Here is an 18023-nt window from a genome sequence, read left to right as displayed (position 1 = left end):
GGATCTTGTAGCCATGACCGGCGAAATTCAGAAACTGGCGCCGGGGCTCTACTTCGTCTCGACCCCGATAGGCGCGGCGCGGGACATCACGTTGCGCGCGCTCGACATCCTTGCCTCGGCCGAGGTGATCGCCGCCGAGGATACGCGAACCCTCCGGCATCTCATGGAAATTCACGGCGTAGCGCTCGCTGGCCGACCACTTATCGCCTATCACGATCACAACGGGGAGGAGGCGCGGCCGCGCCTTCTCAGGGCGCTGGCGGAGGGCAAGTCGGTGGCCTATGCCTCCGAGGCCGGAACCCCCCTGGTCGCCGATCCGGGGTTCCAGTTGGGCCGGGCGGCGGCGGCGGCCGGGCATATGGTCACCGCCGCGCCGGGCGCTTCGGCGGTGCTTTGCGCGCTGACCGTTTCGGGGCTGCCGAGCGATCGCTTTCTGTTCGCGGGCTTTCCGCCCTCGGCCGAAGGGGCGCGGCGGCGCTGGCTTGCCGAGCTTGCCGCCACGGCCGCGACCCTGATCCTTTACGAATCGCCCAGGCGCGTTGGTGATTTGTTAACCGATCTCTCCCAAAGCTTTGGGGAGGATCGGCGGGCGGTCGTCTGCCGCGAACTCACCAAACGGTTCGAGGAGGTCCGGCGCGGCACGCTGGCCGAACTGGCCGCGGAATTCGCGGACCGCGCGGTCAAGGGGGAGGTCGTCGTGCTGATCGACCGCGCGCCCGAACGCGCGGCGGATGCGGCCGACCTGGAGGCGATGCTGTGCGAGGCGATGAAGACGCTTTCGGTCAAGGACGCCGCCGCCATGGTGGCGGAGGCGCTGAAACTGCCCAAGAGGGAGGTCTACCAGGCGGCGCTGAAACTCGGGCGCGACGGTTAAGGGGCCGCGTCGCCCACCTGGCCGGTCAATCCGCCGAGTATCAGGTCGCGCGCCGGTATGAGGCCGCCGGCGCGACCCTCGCGGCCCGGCGCTGGCGCGGAAAGGCCGGAGAGATCGACCTGATCCTGCGCGAGGGCGCGCGGGTCGTGTTCGTCGAAGTGAAGTTCTCCGAAACCCTGTCGCGGGCCGCCCAGATGCTCGGGCCACGCCAGATCGCCCGGCTGCAGGCCTCGGCGCAGGATTTCGTCGCGGGCGAACCGTCGGGGCAGGACACCGAAATGCGGTTTGACCTGGCGCTTGTCGATGCCGCCGGGCGGGTCGAGATCGTCGAGAACGCGCTGTGCTTCTGACGCGGGGACGATTGCATCCGGCGGCCCCTTGCGCCATCACTCCGCTGACGCATTGGAACGGGGAACGCCATGGCACTCAAGGTCGCAATCCAGATGGACCCGATCGGGCCCATCAACATCGACGCCGATTCCACCTTCCGCATCGCGCTGGAGGCCCAGGCGCGCGGGCATGAGCTGTTCTACTACACGCCCGATCGTCTGTCCTACCGCGAGGGGCGGATCCTCGCGCGGGGCTGGCCGCTGACGCTGCGGCGCGAAAAGGGCAACCACTTCACGCTCGGCGACGAGGTCGAGGTCGATCTGGACGACTGGGATGTCGTCTGGCTGCGCCAGGACCCGCCCTTCGACATGAGCTACATCACCAACACCCACCTGCTGGAACGGCTTGCCCCCGGCACGATGGTCGTCAACGATCCGTTCTGGGTGCGCAACTGCCCCGAAAAGCTTCTGGTGCTGAACTTCCCGCACCTTACGCCGCCGACGCTCATCGCCCGCGACCTGGCCACCATCCGTTCCTTCAAGGCCGAACACGGGGACATCATCCTCAAGCCGCTTTACGGAAATGGCGGCGCGGGCGTGTTCCGGCTGGACCCGAACGACCGCAACCTCGCCTCGCTGCACGAGCTTTTCACCGGCATCAATCGCGAGCCGCTGATCGCGCAAAAATACGTCCCCGCCGTCGTGAAGGGCGACAAGCGCATCATTCTGGTTGATGGCGAGCCCGTCGGCGCCATCAACCGCGTCCCGGCCGAAGGCGAGACGCGCTCGAACATGCATGTCGGCGGGCGGCCCGAGAAGGTCGGCCTGACCGAACGCGACCGGGAGATCTGCGCCGCGATCGGGCCGACGCTTCGCAAGAAGGACCAGATCTTCGTCGGCATCGACGTCATCGGCGACTGGCTGACCGAGATCAACGTGACCTCCCCGACCGGAATCCAGGAGTTGGAGCGTTTCGACGGCACCAACGTCGCCGCGATGATCTGGGAGGTCATCGAGGCGCGCCGGGAAGGGCATCGGGCCTCAGGTTCCGGGTCCTGAACGCCACCCTGCGCGTGGCCGTCAAACCTGCGCTGCCGCGGCAGACCGACCCGGTCGCCGTGCGCGAGTCGTACGTTCGGAGTTCGGCTGACGCTGGCCCGGATAAGCGGCGCGGGAAATTTCGTTTGTGCGCCAGCGTAACGGCTTGCGCCCAAACATCCCTTCCCCGCCGCATGCGAGGACCCGCAGACCGTAGGGGATAGCCTTATTGTCGCGGGTCATGGCGCTGATGACGTTGCGCTCGGGGCGTGGCGCCGGGGGCGGGCGCAGTCCGGCTGGCCGACCAGTAGCACGCGACAACGCCGCGTCGGGCGACGGTGCCCTGGCGCCCTTCACCGACAAGACGGGACCGGGGGCCTTGCCGCGCTGTCGCCAGGCGACCGATGTCCTGCCGCCGTTCGAACGGTTCAGGGAACTGACCGACCGCGCGCCGGGGGATGGGCGCGACCCCGCCGCTAGAGCGTCTTCGCGAGCGTCAGGCGATAGCTGACCGCTTCGGCGACGTGGGGCTTGCGGACCCTGGCCGAGCCGTCAAGGTCCGCGACCGTGCGGGCGACGCGCAAGACCCGGTGGTAGCCGCGCGCCGACAGGCCGAAGCGCTCTGCCACCTTCAGAAGCAGGTCGCGCCCCTCTGTGTCCGGCGCCGCGATTTCTTCCAGAAGCGCGCCCTCGGCTTCGGCATTGACCCGAACCCCCGGCTGATCGCGAAAGCGCAGCGTTTGCACCTCACGCGCTGCGGCCACCCTGCTGGCAACAGTGGCGGAGCTTTCGCCGGTCGCGGGCAGGTCGAGGTCGGCAAAGGCGACCGGGGGAACCTCGACCCGAAGGTCGATCCGGTCCATCAGCGGACCCGAGAGTCGGCCCAGGTAATCCTCGCCGCAGCCGGGGCTTTTCGCGCAGGCGCGGGCGGGATCGGAAAGATAGCCGCAGCGGCAGGGGTTGGCGGCGGCCACCATCAGGAAGCGGCAGGGGTAGCGCACATGGGCATTGGCGCGGGCGACCACGACCTCGCCGCTTTCGATCGGCTGGCGCAGGGTTTCAAGGACGGGCCGGGGAAATTCGGGCAGTTCGTCCAGGAAAAGGACGCCGTTATGGGCCAGGCTGACCTCTCCCGGCTTGGCGCCGCGCCCGCCGCCGACGATCGCGGCCATGGAGGCGGTGTGATGCGGTTCACGAAAGGGCCGCGCGCGGCTGATGCCGCCTTCGTCCAGAAGACCCGCGAGCGAGTGGATCATCGAGGTCTCCAACGCCTCGACCGGGGACAGCGGCGGCAGGATGCCTGGGATGCGCGCGGCCAGCATCGATTTGCCGGACCCGGGCGTTCCCACCATCAGCAGGTGATGGCGCCCCGCCGCCGCGATTTCCAGCGCGCGCTTGGCGCGTTCCTGTCCCTTCACGTCGCGCAGGTCGCGGGTGCCCGCGCTGGCGCGGACCTCGCCCGGCGTTGCGGGGGCGATGGGCGCCTGGCCGGTGAAGTGGCGCAGGACCTCGGCCAGGGAGGCCGCGGCAAAGACCGGCGTCGCCCCGACCCAGGCGGCTTCCGGACCGCAGGCCCTGGGGCAAAGAAGCTGCCGTTCCTCCTCCGCCGCGGCCATGGCGGCGGGAAGGGCGCCCGCCACCGCGACCAGCCGGCCGTCCAGAGACAACTCCCCCAGCGACACGGTCGTCTCGGCGTCCTCGCGCGGGATGATGTCGATCGCGGCCAGCAGGGCCAGGGCGATCGGCAGGTCGAAGTGCGAGCCTTCCTTCGGCAGATCGGCGGGCGACAGGTTCACCGTGATCCGCTTCGACGGCAGCGCGATCGAGAGCGCTGACAACGCCGAGCGCACGCGGTCGCGCGCCTCGCTCACCGCCTTGTCGGCCAGCCCGACGATGGAAAAGGCCGGAAGGCCGTTGGCGACGGCGCACTGAACCTCGACGGTTCGCGCCTCGACCCCCTCGAAGGCCACCGTGAAGGTGCGCGCCACCATCCGCCCGTCTCCGCTACCCCTGCGCCAAGGGGTAGCGGGGCGAGGGTTTAGGAATGGTTAACGCGCGCTTTCCACCATCGCCATGAACCTCGGCCAGACCTCCGGGTCGTGGAGCGTCTTGTCGCGGCAAAACGCGTTGCAAAAGCCCCAGACGCGGCCGTCGAGGCGCAGGAAATGGGTGACGGGCTTGCCCGAATAGGGACAGGCGTCGTTCAGCGAAGGCCCTTCGCAGGCCTCGGCCACCAGGGGCGCCGGGCCGGGCCAGGGGCGCTCGGCGTAGGGTTTGTAATAGCTCGGCTGGACCAGGTTTTCGGCCCGGCCCATGGCGCGCCACCGGCGGAAGGACGGATCGGCCAGATGCGCATCGACATAGGCCTGGGCTGCCGCCGACACCGGCAGGTTGTAGGTGGCGATGCGGGTGGCGACCGGGGCAAAGAAGGCATCCGCGCCGCTGTAGCGCCCGAAAAGCCAGGGGCCCTCCACGCCGAAACGGTCGTGGGCGCGCGCCCAGATCAGCTCGAGCCGGGCGAGTTCCGCCAGAACCTCGGGACGCGGCGCGCTGTCCTCGTAGCTTTTGAGGAGGTTCATCGCGCAATCGCCCCTGAGCGCGGTGAAGCCCGCGTGCATCTCCGCGACCATGTAGCGCGCCATGATCCGGGCCGCAGGGTCCGTCGGCCAAAGCCCCGCGTCCGGGTGGCGCTCCGCCAGGGTTTCGAGGATGGCGATGCTTTCGCCGATGACCTCGCCCTCGGGCGTCTTGACCGCGGGCACAAGCCGGGCCGGGGCGAAATCGGCCAGCAGTTTCTGCACCTCGTCGGTGTAGAGAACGCAGCGCCGCGTCGTCGCCGGGATTCCGAACTTTTCAAAGAAGAGCCAGCCCCGGAGCGACCAGCTCGAATAGCTGCGGTCGCCGATGGCGAGTTCGTAGGTCATCTGCGCCTCCTTGTTCGGCGCGACCCTAGTCGCGGGGCGCGGGGAATGCACACCATGAATTGTGGCCGCGGTCATCACGGATCGTGAACGATGCCCCGGCTTGTCATTACCCGCCCCCGCGCCTAATCCTGAGGCAGGCAAGGGAGAGGGCCGATGCTGACAGGCAAGCGTATCCTTCTGGTGATCGGCGGTGGAATCGCGGCCTACAAGGCGCTCGACCTGATCCGGCGCCTGCGCGAACGGGGCGCGTCGGTGACGCCCGTCCTGACCTGCGCGGCGGAGGAGTTCGTGACCCCCCTTTCGGCGGGTGCGCTGGCGGGGGCGAAGTGCTTCCGCCACCTTTTTGACCTCACCGACGAGGCCGAGATGGGGCATATCGAGCTGTCCCGTTCCGCCGATCTGGTGGTCGTGGCGCCGGCGACGGCGGACCTGATGGCGAAGATGGCGGGGGGGCATGCGGACGACCTGGCCTCCACCCTTCTGATGGCGACCGACAAGCGGGTTCTGGTCGCGCCGGCGATGAACGTGCGGATGTGGCTGCACCCCGCCAATCAGCGCAACATCGCGGCGCTGAAACGCGACGGCATCCTTTTTGCCGGTCCGAACGAGGGCGACATGGCCTGCGGCGAATACGGGCCCGGCCGGATGGCCGAACCGTTGGAGATTGTGGCGGCGGCCGAGGCGGCGCTGGGAGAGGGGCCGCTGAAGGGCCGCCATGTCGTCGTGACCTCCGGCCCCACGCATGAGCCCATCGACCCGGTGCGCTACATCGCCAACCGATCGTCGGGCGCGCAGGGAACCGCGATCGCGGCGGCGCTGCGCGATCTGGGCGCGCGGGTCACATTCGTGACCGGCCCCGCCTCGGTTCCGGCCCCGGGCGGGGTCGCGGTCCAGCGGGTCGAGACCGCGCGGGACATGCTTGCGGCGGTCGAGGCGGTGCTGCCTGCCGATATCGCGGTTTTTGCCGCAGCGGTCGCGGATTGGCGCGTCTCGAACGCCGCCGGGTCCAAGATGAAGAAGGACGGGTCGGGTCGTGCGCCCGCGCTTGAATTCGCAGAGAACCCCGACATCCTCGCGACGGTGTCGCGAATGACGCAGGGGCGGCCCGCGCTTGTCGTGGGCTTCGCCGCTGAGACCGATGACGTGATCGCCCATGCGACCGCCAAGCGCGCGCGCAAGGGCTGCGACTGGATCGTGGCCAACGATGTCTCGCCCGCGACGGGGATCATGGGGGGCGGTGAAAACGCGGTGACGCTGATCACTGCCGCGGGGGCGGAGGAATGGCCGCGGCTGCCGAAGGACGAGGTCGCGCGGCGGCTGGCCCTGCGCATCGCCGAAACCCTGGGGACGAGTGGCTAGGGCGGGTGCCTCCGGCGGGAGTATTTGGGCCAGAATGAAGGGGTAGGCGATGGTGCCGGTGATCCGGGTGATGCGAGAGGACTGGGCCGATCCGGCCGTGGACCTGCCGCGCTATGAAACGGTGGGCGCGGCGGGCGCGGACATTCGCGCGAACCTGCCGCCGGATCTGCGGGTCGAGGGGATCGTGCTGGCGCCCATGGCGCGCGCCTTGGTGCCGACAGGCCTCAGGATCGAGATCCCCGAGGGCTACGAGGCGCAGATCCGCCCACGCTCTGGCCTCGCGCTGAAACACGGCATCTCGCTGGCCAATACGCCCGGTACCATCGACAGCGATTATCGCGGGCCGTTGGGGGTGTTGCTGATCAACCTTGGGGCGGAGCCATTTGTTATCGCCCATGGCGACCGGATCGCGCAGATGATCGTAGCGCCCGTCGTCCAGGCCCGGTTCGAGGCCGCCGGGACGCTGGGCGAGACGGCGCGCGGGGCGGGCGGCTTCGGCTCGACGGGGCGGTCATGACCGTCCTTCTGATCGCGGCGTTCCTGGTGGCGCTCGGGCTGGTGCTGAAGTTCCCGGCCCAGATCGTCTGGGGGATGCTCCTGGTGCTTTGGGGCGCCGTGGTGTTGGCCCATCTTCTTTTGCCTCAGGGGCATGCGCTGGCGCGGGCGTTGGGTGGGAGCTTCGAACACTGGCTGGTCGCGGGTGGGGTCGTGGCCATGATCCTGACCTATCGCAAGGGGCTGGGCGTCCTGCGCGGGCGCGTCCGGCCGGCGCCGCCGCCAGCCCAGACGGGCGCCTTCAGCCCGGCCGAACTGGACCGCTATGCCCGCCACATCGTGCTCAGGGAGGTCGGGGGGCCGGGGCAGAAGCGCCTGAAGGGCGCGAAGGTGCTGGTCGTGGGCGCGGGCGGGCTGGGGTCGCCCTCGCTGCTGTACCTGGCAGCGGCGGGGGTGGGAACCATCGGTGTGATCGACGATGACATCGTGTCCTCCTCAAACCTCCAGCGGCAGGTGATCCATACCGACGCCCGCATCGGCCAGCCCAAGGTCTTTTCGGCCGAGGCGGCGATGAAGGCGCTGAACCCCTTCATCGAGATAAGGCCCCATAACCGGCGGCTTTCGGAGGCCGAGGCGCCCGCGCTTTTTGCCGGGTACGACCTGATCCTCGACGGGTCGGACAATTTCGACACCCGCTACATGATCAATGCCGCGGCGGTCGCGGCGGGCAAGCCGCTGATCTCGGCCGCGATCACCCAGTGGGAGGGGCAGATCTCCCTTTACGATCCCGCGCGGGGCGCGCCCTGCTACGCCTGTATCTTCCCCGAGCGCCCCGCCGACGGGCTCGCCCCGGCCTGCGCGGTCGCGGGTGTCATGGGGGCGCTTCCGGGCGTGGTCGGCGCGATGATGGCGGTGGAGGCGATCAAGGAGATCACCGGCGCGGGCGAGGGGCTGCGGGGCCGGATGCTGATCTATGACGCGCTTTACGCCGAGGCGCGCGGCATCACGTTGAAGCGCAACCCCGACTGTGCGGTCTGCGGCGGGGTGCACGGCTGATCGGGCGCTCTGGCAATTCGCCGGGCGCGCCCCTAGCTTGCGTGGCAAACAGGAGACCCAGATGACGAACCCGCTGCTTGCCCCCTGGACCGGCGCCTATGCGCTTCCGCCCTTCGCCGCGATCCGGGACGAGGATTTCGGCCCTGCCTTCGATGCGGCGCTGGCCGAGGCGCGCGCCAGTATCTCGGCGATCGCGGACAGTGAGGCGCCGCCGAGCTTTGCCAACACCATCGCCGCGATGGAACTGGCGGAGGAGACGCTGTCGCGCGTGGCGGGCACGTTCTACAACCTCGCGGGTGCCGACAGCACGCCTGCGCGCGAGGCGCTGCAACGCGAACTGGCGCCGAAGCTTTCGGCCTTCGCCTCGGAGGTCACGATGAACGAACGGCTTTTCGGCCGGATCGAGGCACTGTGGCAGGCGCGCGAGACCCTTGGGCTTGCGCCAGAGGAGGCCCGGGTGCTGGAGCTGACGCGGCGGAGCTTCGTCCGCGCGGGCGCCAAGCTGGAAGGCCCGGCGCGGGACCGGATGACCGAGGTCAAGGCACGGCTCGCCGTACTGTCCACCGAGTTCACGCAGAACCTTCTGGCCGATGAGCGCGACTGGTTCATGGCGCTGGAGGAGGCGGACCTGGAGGGCCTGCCCGATTTCGTCGTGGCCAGCGCCCGCGCCGCCGCCGAGGAACGCGGGCGCGCGGGGCATGTCGTTACGCTCAGCCGGTCGCTGATCGTGCCGTTCCTGCAGTTTTCCGCCCGCCGTGGCTTGCGCGAAAAGGCCTATGAGGCCTGGGCCGCGCGCGGTGCTGGCGGCGGCGCCACCGACAACCGCGCCATCGCGGCTGAGATCCTGGCGCTCAGGGAAGAGCGGGCCAAGCTTCTGGGCTATCCCAGTTTCACGGCCTACAAGCTTGAAACCGAGATGGCGAAATCGCCCGAACGTGTCCGGGAGCTTCTGCTTCGGGTCTGGGAGCCCGCCCGCGCCAAGGCGCTGGAGGACGCGGGCATCCTCGCCGGCATGATGCATGAGGACGGGATCAACGGCGCGCTCGAAGCCTGGGACTGGCGTTACTACGCCGAAAAGCGCCGGGCGCGGGATCATGCGCTGGATGAGGCGGCGCTGAAGCCCTACCTCTCGCTCGATGCGATGATCGGCGCGGCCTTCGACTGCGCCACGCGGCTTTTCGGCCTGTCGTTCAGGCCGTTGGAGGTCGATCTTTATCACCCTGACGCCCGCGCCTGGGAGGTGACACGCGATGGGCGCCATATGGCGGTCTTCATCGGCGACTACTTCGCCCGCCCCTCGAAGCGCTCTGGTGCCTGGTGCTCGGCCTTCCGCCAGCAGCGCAAGCTGGGGGGCGAGGTGCGCCCCGTGGTCGTCAACGTCTGCAACTTCGCCAAGCCCGCCAAGGGGGAACCGGCGCTCTTGTCCTGGGACGATGCGCGCACGCTCTTCCACGAATTCGGCCACGCGCTGCACCAGATGCTGTCGGACGTGACGTTCGAGAGCATTTCCGGCACCTCGGTCGCGCGCGATTTCGTCGAATTGCCGAGCCAGCTTTACGAACACTGGCTGGAGGTGCCGGAGGTGATCGAGGCCCACGCCCGCCATGTGCGCACAGGCGAGGCGATGCCGAAGGACATGCTGGACCGGCTCCTGGCCGCGCGGAACTTCGACCAGGGGTTCGCGACGGTGGAGTATGTGGCTTCGGCCCTTGTCGATCTGGCCTTCCATGAGGGCGCCGCGCCCAAGGACCCGATGGCCGCGCAGGCGGCAGTGCTGGAGGGGATCGGGATGCCCTCTGCGATCCGCATGCGCCACGCGACGCCTCATTTCGCCCATGTCTTTGCCGGCGACGGCTATTCCTCGGGCTATTACAGCTACATGTGGTCCGAGGTCATGGACGCCGACGCCTTCGAGGCTTTCGAGGAAGCGGGCGATCCCTTCGACCCGGCGACGGCGAAGCAACTGGAAACCTGGGTGCTGTCCGCTGGCGGCTCGCAAGAGGCCGAGGCGCTTTACACCGGGTTCCGGGGCCGGATGCCGGGGGTGGAGGCGCTCTTGCGCGGGCGGGGGCTGGTTGACTGCTGACACGCTGGTGTCAGCAGTCCCGGCGCGGGGCCGGGTGAAGTGAGTTTTGCAAGGGCCTCACCCGCAGCCCTTTTTTCTTTCCAGAACGGAGTGACGTGGTGCGGCCATGACAACGGATTTCCTGATCATCGGTGGTGGGATCGCGGGCGTATCGGCGGCGGCGCGTCTGTCGCATCTGGGCTCGGTCACGCTGGTCGAGGGCGAGACGGCGCTGGCCTGGCACGCCTCCGGCCGGTCCGCGGCGCTTTACGAGCCGGGCTATGGCCGTGGCGCCGTCAACGACCTTACGGCGGCCAGCGGCAGCTATCTGGCGGAGGCCAACGGCGGCGTCCTGTCGCCGCGCGGGCTCCTGCTGGTCGGCGGGCCCGGGGAGGACGCCGCATTCGCCGAGGAGGCGGGGGCGATGAACCTTGCCCGTATCCCGGTTGACGAGGCGCGCGCGCTGGTGCCGATCCTGTCGCCGGAACGGGTGACGATGGCGGCTCACACCACGCGGGCGCAGGACATCGACACCGACCTCTTGATCCAGAACTTCGCGCGCGAGGCGCGGGCCAATGGCGCGCGGCTTGAAACCGGCCGCCGTGTCACCGGAATCGAGCGTCTGGACGCTGGCTGGCGCGTGGTGACGGCCGGGGGCGATCTTGTCGCGCGCGTCCTGATCAACGCCGCCGGGGCCTGGGCCGACGATGTTGCCCGCATTGCAGGGGTCGTGCCGCTGGGCCTGCGGCCGTTCCGCCGCTCCATGGCGCGCATCCCGGCGCCGGGCAGGCAGGATGTCGCGGGCTGGCCGATGGTCTTCGGCGCGGGGGAAACCTGGTACATGAAGCCCGACGCTGGCGCGCTGATCGTCTCTCCGGCCGAGGAGCATCCGATGGAGCCCCATGATGCCTGGGCCGACGACATGGTCCTGGCCGAGGGGCTGGCGCGCTACGAGGAGTTCGTGACCGAACCCGTCACCCGGCTTCTGGCCTCCTGGGCGGGGCTCAGGACCTTCGCCCCTGACCGGGTCCTGGTGATCGGCGAGGACCCCGAGGTCAAGGATTTCTACTGGCTGGCCGGGCAGGGCGGCTACGGGTTTCAGACCTGCGCCGCCGCCAGCCGCCATATCGCCGATCTGATCGGCGGCTGCGCGCCCGAAATCGGCGCGCGGGCCACGGCGGCGCTTTCGCCCGCACGGTTGCGCTGACGATGGCGCCGCGCAAGCTGATCTTGCCCTACAGCGCCCCGGGCGAGGGGGACGATGCGCGCCGGTTTGCCCCCTCCGCCGGGCGAAATGCGGCGGCCATCGTCGCGGTGTTGGGCCGTCATGCGCCCGGACGCGGACGGGCGCTGGAACTGGCCGCAGGCACAGGCCAGCACTCGGTTGCCTGCGCGCGGGCTTTCCCCGGCCTCACCTGGCAGCCGACCGACGGGTCGGAGGATGCTCTGGCATCGATCGCGGCCTGGCGCGCGGAGGCAGGCCTGCCCAACCTCGCCGCGCCGGTGCTTCTTGATATCTCCGAGCTGGATTGGGGGCGAAGCCTTGGCGGGCAAGACCTCGTGTTCGCCGCGAACCTTCTGCATCTGATCAGCCTGGCCGAGGCGCAGTCGGTCCTGGGGGGCATGGCGCGGGTGCTGGTGCCGGGTGGCACGGCGGCGCTTTACGGGCCCTTCCGCCGGGGCGGCGCGCTGACCAGCCCAGGCGACATCGCCTTTGACGCCAACCTTCGCGGCCAGGACCCGGCGATCGGCTACAAGGACGATGCCTGGGTCCTCGCCACCGGCGAGACCGAAGGGCTTTTGCCCGTGACGGTCGAGGAGATGCCTGCGAACAACCTGTGTTTCATTTTCCGCCGTCCGGTGTGACGCAGAGTTGCATTCGTTTTCTTGAATGACATGACCTTGATCAAGGCGCGCGCCATCGGACCATGGAAGATCGCGGCAAAACGCAAGGAGTTCTCATGTCCTACAAGGAAAAGATCGACGAGATGCGCAGCGAGCTGCGCGTTCTGAACCGCACCATCCCCGGTGCGATGGGCGGCTTCGGGACACTGTCGAAGGCGGTGAAGGAAAACGGCCCGCTGAGCGTGAAGGAAAAGGAATATGTCGCGCTCGGCATGGCGGTGGTCATGCGCTGCGAGCCTTGCATCAACTTCCATGTGGAGGCGCTGATGAAAGCTGGCGCCACGCGCGAGGAACTGGGCGACGTCCTGGCCATGGCGATCCAGATGGGGGGTGGGCCGTCGGTCATGTATGCCGGCCATGCGCTGGCCTGCTGGGACGAACTCGCGGCCTGAGGGCGCGCCTTTCGGGACGGTGACAGAAACGCCTTTTGAGCCTATGCTGCGCCTAAACGCGAACAACAGCGTGAGGCAGACATGCGGGCAGTTTCCAGTCTTCTCTTGATGGCCATCACCGCCGCCGCGCTGGCGGGCTGCGGTGGCGGCCATCCGCGCGGCATCCCGAGCCGCTTTGACGACGCGGATCCCTACGCCTGGCGGCAGAACGCGCCCGACACCTACCCGGTGCACGGGATCGACGTGTCGCGCTGGCAGGGCGCGATCGACTGGCGCCGGGTCGCGGGGTCCGGCGTGAGTTTCGCCTTCATCAAGGCGACGGAGGGCGGCGATGTTGCCGACCCGCTTTTCGCGCATCACTGGCAGGGCGCCGCCGCCGCAGGCATCCCCACGGGGGCCTATCACTTCTATTACCATTGCAGGGGCGGGGCGGAACAGGCGCGCTGGTTCCTGGAAAACGCGCCGCCGCGCGCGGGCACGCTGCCACCGGTCCTGGACATCGAATGGACCCAGTCGCGCAACTGCCCGAGCCGCCCGGACCCCGAGACCGTTCGGGCCGAGGCGCAGGCCTTCCTGGATACGGTGACGCTCGCCTGGGGCAAGACGCCGATTATCTACACCACCGTCGATTTCTGGGAAGAGAACGAGCTTTGGCGGCTGGGCAACTACCCGTTCTGGCTGCGCTCGGTCGCGGGCCATCCGCACGATACCTTCGGGCACCGGGGCTGGACCTTCTGGCAGTACACCGGCACCGGGCTTGTGCCAGGGGTGCGCGGCCAGGTCGATCTGAACGCTTTTGCCGGAAGCGAGGGCGCCTGGCAGGCCTGGCTCGCGGCCGCGACGCTCTGACGCGAAAGGGGCCGGTTTCCCGGCCCCTTTCCTAAATTGGTTGCGATCGGTCGGGCGATCAGCCGTTGACGCGGATGCGCTCGTTCTTCGGGTCGAAGGGGCTGTCCTCGACCACCTCCGCGTCCCATTCCTGGCGCAGCATCCGCACCTTCAGCTTGGTGCCCACGGCGGCGAGGTCGGGGCGGACATAGCCCATGCCGATCTGCTTGCCAAAGGCGACCGAGTAGCCGCCCGAGGTCAGGCGCCCGATCTTTTCGCCGTTCAGAAGCAGCGCTTCCTTGCCCCAGGGATCGGTGTCCGACGGACCGTCGATCAGGAGCGTGACGCACATGGCGCGGATGCCGGTGTCGAGCATCGCCTGCTTGCCGTGGAAGTCCTTCGACATGTCGATGAACCGGTCCAGGCCCGCTTCGGCCGGGGTCGCGTCGCGGCCAAGCTCGGTCCCGAAGGCGCGGTAGGATTTTTCCTGCCGCAGCCAGTTCTGGGCGCGTGCGCCGACCAGCTTCATGCCGTGCTTTTCGCCCGCGGCCAGCAGCAGATCCCAGAGGTAGCGCTGCATCTCGATCGGGTGGTGAAGTTCCCAGCCAAGCTCACCGGTGTAGGCCACGCGGATCGCGTTGACCGGGCACATGCCCAGTTCGATCTTGCGGGCCGACAGCCAGGGGAAGCGCTTGTTCGACAGCGCGGTGTCGGGATCGGCATCCTTGATGATCTCTTTCAGGATGTCGCGCGACTTAGGACCCGCGATGGCGAAGACGCCCCACTGGGTGGTGACATCGTTGATATCGATGTGGCCACCACCGTTCGCCATGAAGTCCTCGGCCGACTTCCTGAGGAAGTCCGCGTCATAGGCGGTCCAGGCACCGGCGGAGACGAGGTAGTAGTCGTTCTCGCCGTTGCGGACGATGGTGTATTCGGTCCGCGTGGTACCCGCCGAGGTCAGCGCGTAGGTCAGGTTGATCCGGCCGATCGCGGGCAGCTTGTTGCAGGTGAACCAGTCCAGGAACTCGGTCGCGCCGGGGCCACGCACGGTGTGCTTGGTAAACGCGGTCGCGTCGATCAGGCCGGCGGTCTCGCGGATCGCCTTGGCTTCATCGACGGCGTATTGCCACCAGGCGCCGCGCCGGAACGAACGGCTGTCGTGGTCGAACGACGCGGGCGCGTCCTTCGGCCCGTAGTAGTTCGGGCGTTCCCAGCCGTTCACCTGGCCGAATTGCGCGCCAAGCGCCTTCTGGCGGTCATAGACCGGCGCGGTGCGCAGCGGACGGCAGGCTTCGCGCTCTTCGTCCGGGTGGTGCAGAACGAAGACGTGGTCGTAGCACTCCTCGTTCTTGCGCGCGGCATATTCGGTCGTCATCCAGCTGCCGTAGCGCTTGGGGTCGAGCGAGGCCATGTCGATCTCGGCCTCCCCGTTCACCATCATCTGGGCCAGGTAGTAGCCGGTGCCGCCCGCCGCGGTGATCCCGAAGGAGAAGCCCTCGGCCAGCCACATGTTGCGCAGGCCCGGGGCGGGGCCCACCAGCGGGTTGCCGTCCGGCGTGTAGCAGATCGGGCCGTTGAAGTCGTCCTTCAGGCCCACGGTTTCCGAGGTCGGGATCCGGTGGATCATCGACATGTATTCTTCCTCGATCCGCTCCAGGTCGAGCGGGAAGAGGTCGGCGCGGAAGCTTTCCGGCACGTCGTAGAGGAAGCGGGCCGGGGCACCCTTTTCATAGGGCCCGAGGATCCAGCCGCCGCGCTCTTCGCGGACGTACCACTTGGCGTCGGCGTCGCGCAGCACCGGGTGCTCCGGGTTGCCAGCGGCGCGCCAGGCTTGCAGTGCCGGATCGGGTTCGGTGACGATGTACTGGTGCTCGACCGGGATCGCGGGGATCTTGATGCCCAGAAGGCGGGCGGTGCGCTGGGCGTGGTTGCCGGTGGCGGTGACGACGTGTTCGGCGTGGATCTCGGCCTTTTCCTCACCCGGGACCAGGTTGCCGCCCTTCTCGACCATCTTCGTGACCGAGACGATCCATTCCGAGCCGGTCCAGCGGTAGCCGTCCACCTGCCACTTGCGCTCGATCGTGACGCCCAGCTGGCGCGCGCCCTTGGCCATGGCCTGGGTCACGTCGGCGGGGTTGATGTAGCCGTCCTGCGGGTGGAAGAGCGCGCCCTTCAGGTCCTCGGTCCGGACCAGCGGCCAGCGCTCCTTGATCTGGGCGGGGGTCAGGAATTCATGATAGACCCCGGCGGTCTCTGCGACCGACGAATAGAGCATGTATTCGTCCATCCGCGCGTCGGTCTGCGCCATGCGCAGGTTGCCCACGACCGCGAAGCCCGCGTTAAGCCCGGTTTCCGCCTCGAGCGTCTTGTAGAAGTCGACCGAGTACTTGTGGATGTGGGTCGTCGCGTAGGACATGTTGAAGAGCGGCAGCAGACCGGCCGCGTGCCAGGTCGAGCCCGAGGTCAGCTCGTCCCGCTCCAGCAGCATCGTGTCCCAACCGGCTTTCGCAAGGTGATAGGCGATTCCGCATCCGACGGCACCGCCGCCGACGACTAGGGCTTTGACATGGGTCTTCATGGGCCGACTCCTCGGGGGAAATGATTGGCTCCTAATTGCCAGAGGCGTGGTTATTCTGAAAGGTCAGCCCGACGCTTGTTGATTTAAAAGCGACACAAGCACTCGTCGTTTTCGGCGCCACCGCCTCAGAGCGCCCCGATGCCGCGCAGGATGATCGACCTGACGCTTTCCTTGGCTTCTTTCCATTGCCGGTCCGACAGCGGCTTGCCGCCGTTCAGCGTCTCGATCTGGTGACCGAAATCGGCGTAGTGCTGGGTCGTCGCCCAGAGCATGTAAAGCAGGTGCCGGGGATCGATCGACGCCATCTTGCCCTCGTCGATCCATTTCTGGATCAGCTTCGCGCGGCCCCCCGTCCACTCCCTGAGCGTCGTTTCGAGGTAGTCCTGGATCACCGGCGCGCCGTGCATCACCTCGCTGGCCCAGACCTTGGAGCCGAACGGATGGCGGCGGGAGATTTCCATCTTGGCGTCGATATAGGCGCCGATCGCCTCGACCGGGCCGGGCGCGTCGTCGAAACTGTCGGCCGCGTGCAGCCAGATCTCGAAGATCTGCTGCACGACCTTGCGGTAAAGCTCTTCCTTGGTGGCGAAGTAGTAATGCAGGTTGGCCTTCGGCAGCCCCGCCATGTCAGCGATCAGCTGCATCGTCGCGCCGCCGAATCCGGCCTCGGCAAAGACCTTTTCGGCGGCCGACAGGATGCGCGCCTCGTTCTCCTGCCGGATCGCGCCGCGCTTGGATATGCGTTCGACTTCGGCCATGGCCCCCAAGATAATCGTTGACCGGTTGGTCAGGTTGTGGTGGTCTCAACCTTGACCATATGGTCAGGAAGCGAGTCGCCGCAAGGGGCATCAAGACCCCGGCAGGGCGGCCAAGGGAGATAGCTATGGCAGCACCCGGAGAAAACCTCCGCATCGATTCCGCGCGGCTGTGGGACAGCCTGATGGAGATGGCCAAGATCGGCCCCGGCATCGCGGGCGGCAACAACCGCCAGACCCTGACCGATGCCGACAGCGAAGGCCGCCACCTGTTCCAGAAATGGTGCGAGGGCGCCGGCATGACCATGGGTGTCGATGCCATGGGCAACATGTTCGCGACCCGTGCGGGCGAGGACCCGGAGGCGCTTCCGGTCTACATGGGATCGCACCTCGACACCCAACCCACGGGCGGGAAATACGACGGCGTTCTGGGGGTCCTGGGCGCGCTGGAAGCGGTGCGGACGATGAACGACCTGGGCATCCGGACCAAGCACCCGATCGTCGTCGTCAACTGGACGAACGAGGAGGGCACGCGCTTCGCCCCCGCCATGCTCGCCTCTGGCGTGTTCGCGGGCAAGCACACGCAAGACTGGGCCTATGAGCGCGTCGATCACGACGGCAAGACCTTCGGCGACGAACTGAAGCGCATCGGCTGGGTCGGCGACGAGGCCGTCGGCGCCCGCAAGATCCATGCGCTGTTCGAGTTGCACATCGAACAAGGTCCGATCCTGGAGGCCGAGGGCAAGGACATCGGCGTCGTCACCCACGGGCAGGGCCTGCGCTGGATCGAATGCACGGTCACGGGCAAGGAAAGCCACACCGGATCGACGCCGATGCATATGCGCAAGAATGCGGGCCGGGGTCTCGCGCTGGTGACCGAACTCGTCCACGAGATCGCGATGAAGAACCAGCCGAACGCGGTGGGCGCGATCGGCCATATCGATGTCTATCCCAACAGCCGCAACATCATCCCCGGCAAGGTCGTCTTCACTGTCGACATGCGGACCCACATCCTGCCCAAGCTGAACGCCATGGTCGAGGAGTTGATGGAGCGCGCGCCGAAGCTCTGCGCCGATATCGGCGTGGGGTTCGAGGCCAAGATCGTTGGCCAGTTCGATCCCCCCGCCTTCAATGAGGGCTGCGTGAAGGCCGTGCGCAACGCGGCCGAGCGGCTTGGCTACAGCCATATGGATATCGTCTCCGGCGCCGGTCATGACGCCTGCTGGATCAACGACGTCGCGCCGACCGCGATGATCATGTGCCCCTGCGTGGATGGCCTGAGCCACAACGAGGCCGAGGAGATCAGCCCGGAATGGGCGGCGGCGGGGGCGGATGTGCTGTTGCACGCGGTTCTGGAGACCGCGGAGGTCGTGAGGTGAGGCGAGGCCGGGGGCTCTGCCCCCGGACCCCCGGGATATTTTT

The 18023-nt window shown here is 68.1% G+C and carries 16 protein-coding genes; 12 read left to right on the top strand and 4 right to left on the bottom strand.

The window, feature by feature from the left end:
• Positions 1-13: 13 nt before the first annotated feature.
• The 3 genes from rsmI (at position 14) to gshB (ending at position 2262) form a co-directional block, all read left to right on the top strand.
• Positions 14-874, top strand: coding sequence for a 16S rRNA (cytidine(1402)-2'-O)-methyltransferase (gene rsmI, locus OE647_RS11110; RefSeq protein WP_263721795.1), 861 nt, complete (start codon positions 14-16; stop codon positions 872-874).
• A 17-nt stretch (positions 875-891) separates the two neighbouring features.
• Positions 892-1224, top strand: a complete 333-nt coding sequence (locus tag OE647_RS11105; protein WP_263721862.1) for a YraN family protein — start codon at positions 892-894, stop codon at positions 1222-1224.
• Positions 1225-1293: 69 nt separating this feature from the next.
• Positions 1294-2262 carry a glutathione synthase gene (gene gshB / locus OE647_RS11100; protein ID WP_263721794.1) on the top strand — a complete coding sequence of 323 codons (969 nt, stop codon included), beginning with the start codon at positions 1294-1296 and terminating at the stop codon, positions 2260-2262.
• A gap of 455 nt (positions 2263-2717) precedes the next feature.
• Here gshB and OE647_RS11095 read toward each other — a convergent pair whose 3' ends face one another.
• Entirely contained in the window at positions 2718-4232 is a 1515-nt protein-coding gene (locus OE647_RS11095) for a YifB family Mg chelatase-like AAA ATPase (RefSeq protein WP_263721793.1), read from the bottom strand.
• A 57-nt stretch (positions 4233-4289) separates the two neighbouring features.
• On the bottom strand, positions 4290-5165 hold the full coding sequence (locus OE647_RS11090; protein ID WP_263721792.1) for a glutathione S-transferase: 876 nt from the start codon (positions 5163-5165) through the stop codon (positions 4290-4292).
• Between the two features lie 153 nt (positions 5166-5318).
• Here OE647_RS11090 and coaBC point away from each other — a divergent pair, with 153 nt between their 5' ends.
• The 8 genes from coaBC (at position 5319) to OE647_RS11050 (ending at position 13286) form a co-directional block, all read left to right on the top strand.
• On the top strand, positions 5319-6524 hold the full coding sequence (gene coaBC / locus OE647_RS11085) for a bifunctional phosphopantothenoylcysteine decarboxylase/phosphopantothenate--cysteine ligase CoaBC (RefSeq protein ID WP_263721791.1): 1206 nt from the start codon (positions 5319-5321) through the stop codon (positions 6522-6524).
• 49 nt (positions 6525-6573) lie between these two features.
• Complete coding sequence (dut, locus tag OE647_RS11080; RefSeq protein WP_263721790.1) at positions 6574-7041, top strand: dUTP diphosphatase; 468 nt, start codon at positions 6574-6576, stop codon at positions 7039-7041.
• On the top strand, positions 7038-8075 hold the full coding sequence (locus OE647_RS11075) for a HesA/MoeB/ThiF family protein (RefSeq protein WP_263721789.1): 1038 nt from the start codon (positions 7038-7040) through the stop codon (positions 8073-8075). The genes dut and OE647_RS11075 overlap by 4 nt, the downstream gene beginning before the upstream one ends.
• A gap of 61 nt (positions 8076-8136) precedes the next feature.
• Positions 8137-10161: a M3 family metallopeptidase gene (locus OE647_RS11070; protein ID WP_263721788.1), complete on the top strand. Its 2025-nt coding sequence runs from the start codon at positions 8137-8139 to the stop codon at positions 10159-10161.
• A 106-nt stretch (positions 10162-10267) separates the two neighbouring features.
• Positions 10268-11347 (top strand): NAD(P)/FAD-dependent oxidoreductase, encoded by a 1080-nt coding sequence (locus OE647_RS11065; protein WP_263721787.1) that lies wholly within the window; start codon positions 10268-10270, stop codon positions 11345-11347.
• 2 nt (positions 11348-11349) lie between these two features.
• Complete coding sequence (locus OE647_RS11060) at positions 11350-12006, top strand: class I SAM-dependent methyltransferase (RefSeq protein ID WP_263721786.1); 657 nt, start codon at positions 11350-11352, stop codon at positions 12004-12006.
• Positions 12007-12101: 95 nt separating this feature from the next.
• A complete protein-coding gene (locus tag OE647_RS11055; RefSeq protein WP_263721785.1) occupies positions 12102-12437 on the top strand; it encodes a carboxymuconolactone decarboxylase family protein in 336 nt (111 codons plus the stop codon).
• An 81-nt stretch (positions 12438-12518) separates the two neighbouring features.
• Positions 12519-13286, top strand: coding sequence for a glycoside hydrolase family 25 protein (locus OE647_RS11050; protein WP_263721784.1), 768 nt, complete (start codon positions 12519-12521; stop codon positions 13284-13286).
• A 58-nt stretch (positions 13287-13344) separates the two neighbouring features.
• Here the strand turns inward: OE647_RS11050 and OE647_RS11045 are convergent, their stop codons facing one another.
• Both OE647_RS11045 and OE647_RS11040 read right to left on the bottom strand, forming a co-directional pair.
• Complete coding sequence (locus OE647_RS11045) at positions 13345-15846, bottom strand: GcvT family protein (protein WP_263721783.1); 2502 nt, start codon at positions 15844-15846, stop codon at positions 13345-13347.
• A 125-nt stretch (positions 15847-15971) separates the two neighbouring features.
• Positions 15972-16604 carry a TetR/AcrR family transcriptional regulator gene (locus tag OE647_RS11040; RefSeq protein WP_263721782.1) on the bottom strand — a complete coding sequence of 211 codons (633 nt, stop codon included), beginning with the start codon at positions 16602-16604 and terminating at the stop codon, positions 15972-15974.
• A gap of 125 nt (positions 16605-16729) precedes the next feature.
• On the opposite strand from OE647_RS11040, the gene OE647_RS11035 reads away from it, so the two are divergent.
• Positions 16730-17980 carry a Zn-dependent hydrolase gene (locus tag OE647_RS11035; RefSeq protein ID WP_263721781.1) on the top strand — a complete coding sequence of 417 codons (1251 nt, stop codon included), beginning with the start codon at positions 16730-16732 and terminating at the stop codon, positions 17978-17980.
• Positions 17981-18023 lie beyond the last annotated feature (43 nt).

The organism is Albidovulum sediminicola, from assembly GCF_025751575.1.
Lineage (GTDB): Bacteria > Pseudomonadota > Alphaproteobacteria > Rhodobacterales > Rhodobacteraceae > Albidovulum > Albidovulum sediminicola.
The sequence above is the reverse complement of the archived record's forward strand: the minus strand, read 5'-3'. Positions and strand labels throughout refer to the sequence as shown.

Bases quoted from the DNA above. Each gene is read 5' to 3' on its own strand.
- rsmI (WP_263721795.1), top strand. From the start codon at position 14: ATGACCGGCGAAATTCAGAAACTGGCGCCGGGGCTCTACTTCGTCTCG.
- gshB (WP_263721794.1), top strand. From the start codon at position 1,294: ATGGCACTCAAGGTCGCAATCCAGATGGACCCGATCGGGCCCATCAAC.
- OE647_RS11095 (WP_263721793.1), bottom strand. From the start codon at position 4,232: ATGGTGGCGCGCACCTTCACGGTGGCCTTCGAGGGGGTCGAGGCGCGA.
- OE647_RS11090 (WP_263721792.1), bottom strand. From the start codon at position 5,165: ATGACCTACGAACTCGCCATCGGCGACCGCAGCTATTCGAGCTGGTCG.
- coaBC (WP_263721791.1), top strand. From the start codon at position 5,319: ATGCTGACAGGCAAGCGTATCCTTCTGGTGATCGGCGGTGGAATCGCG.
- dut (WP_263721790.1), top strand. From the start codon at position 6,574: ATGGTGCCGGTGATCCGGGTGATGCGAGAGGACTGGGCCGATCCGGCC.
- OE647_RS11075 (WP_263721789.1), top strand. From the start codon at position 7,038: ATGACCGTCCTTCTGATCGCGGCGTTCCTGGTGGCGCTCGGGCTGGTG.
- OE647_RS11070 (WP_263721788.1), top strand. From the start codon at position 8,137: ATGACGAACCCGCTGCTTGCCCCCTGGACCGGCGCCTATGCGCTTCCG.
- OE647_RS11065 (WP_263721787.1), top strand. From the start codon at position 10,268: ATGACAACGGATTTCCTGATCATCGGTGGTGGGATCGCGGGCGTATCG.
- OE647_RS11060 (WP_263721786.1), top strand. From the start codon at position 11,350: ATGGCGCCGCGCAAGCTGATCTTGCCCTACAGCGCCCCGGGCGAGGGG.
- OE647_RS11055 (WP_263721785.1), top strand. From the start codon at position 12,102: ATGTCCTACAAGGAAAAGATCGACGAGATGCGCAGCGAGCTGCGCGTT.
- OE647_RS11050 (WP_263721784.1), top strand. From the start codon at position 12,519: ATGCGGGCAGTTTCCAGTCTTCTCTTGATGGCCATCACCGCCGCCGCG.
- OE647_RS11045 (WP_263721783.1), bottom strand. From the start codon at position 15,846: ATGAAGACCCATGTCAAAGCCCTAGTCGTCGGCGGCGGTGCCGTCGGA.
- OE647_RS11040 (WP_263721782.1), bottom strand. From the start codon at position 16,604: ATGGCCGAAGTCGAACGCATATCCAAGCGCGGCGCGATCCGGCAGGAG.
- OE647_RS11035 (WP_263721781.1), top strand. From the start codon at position 16,730: ATGGCAGCACCCGGAGAAAACCTCCGCATCGATTCCGCGCGGCTGTGG.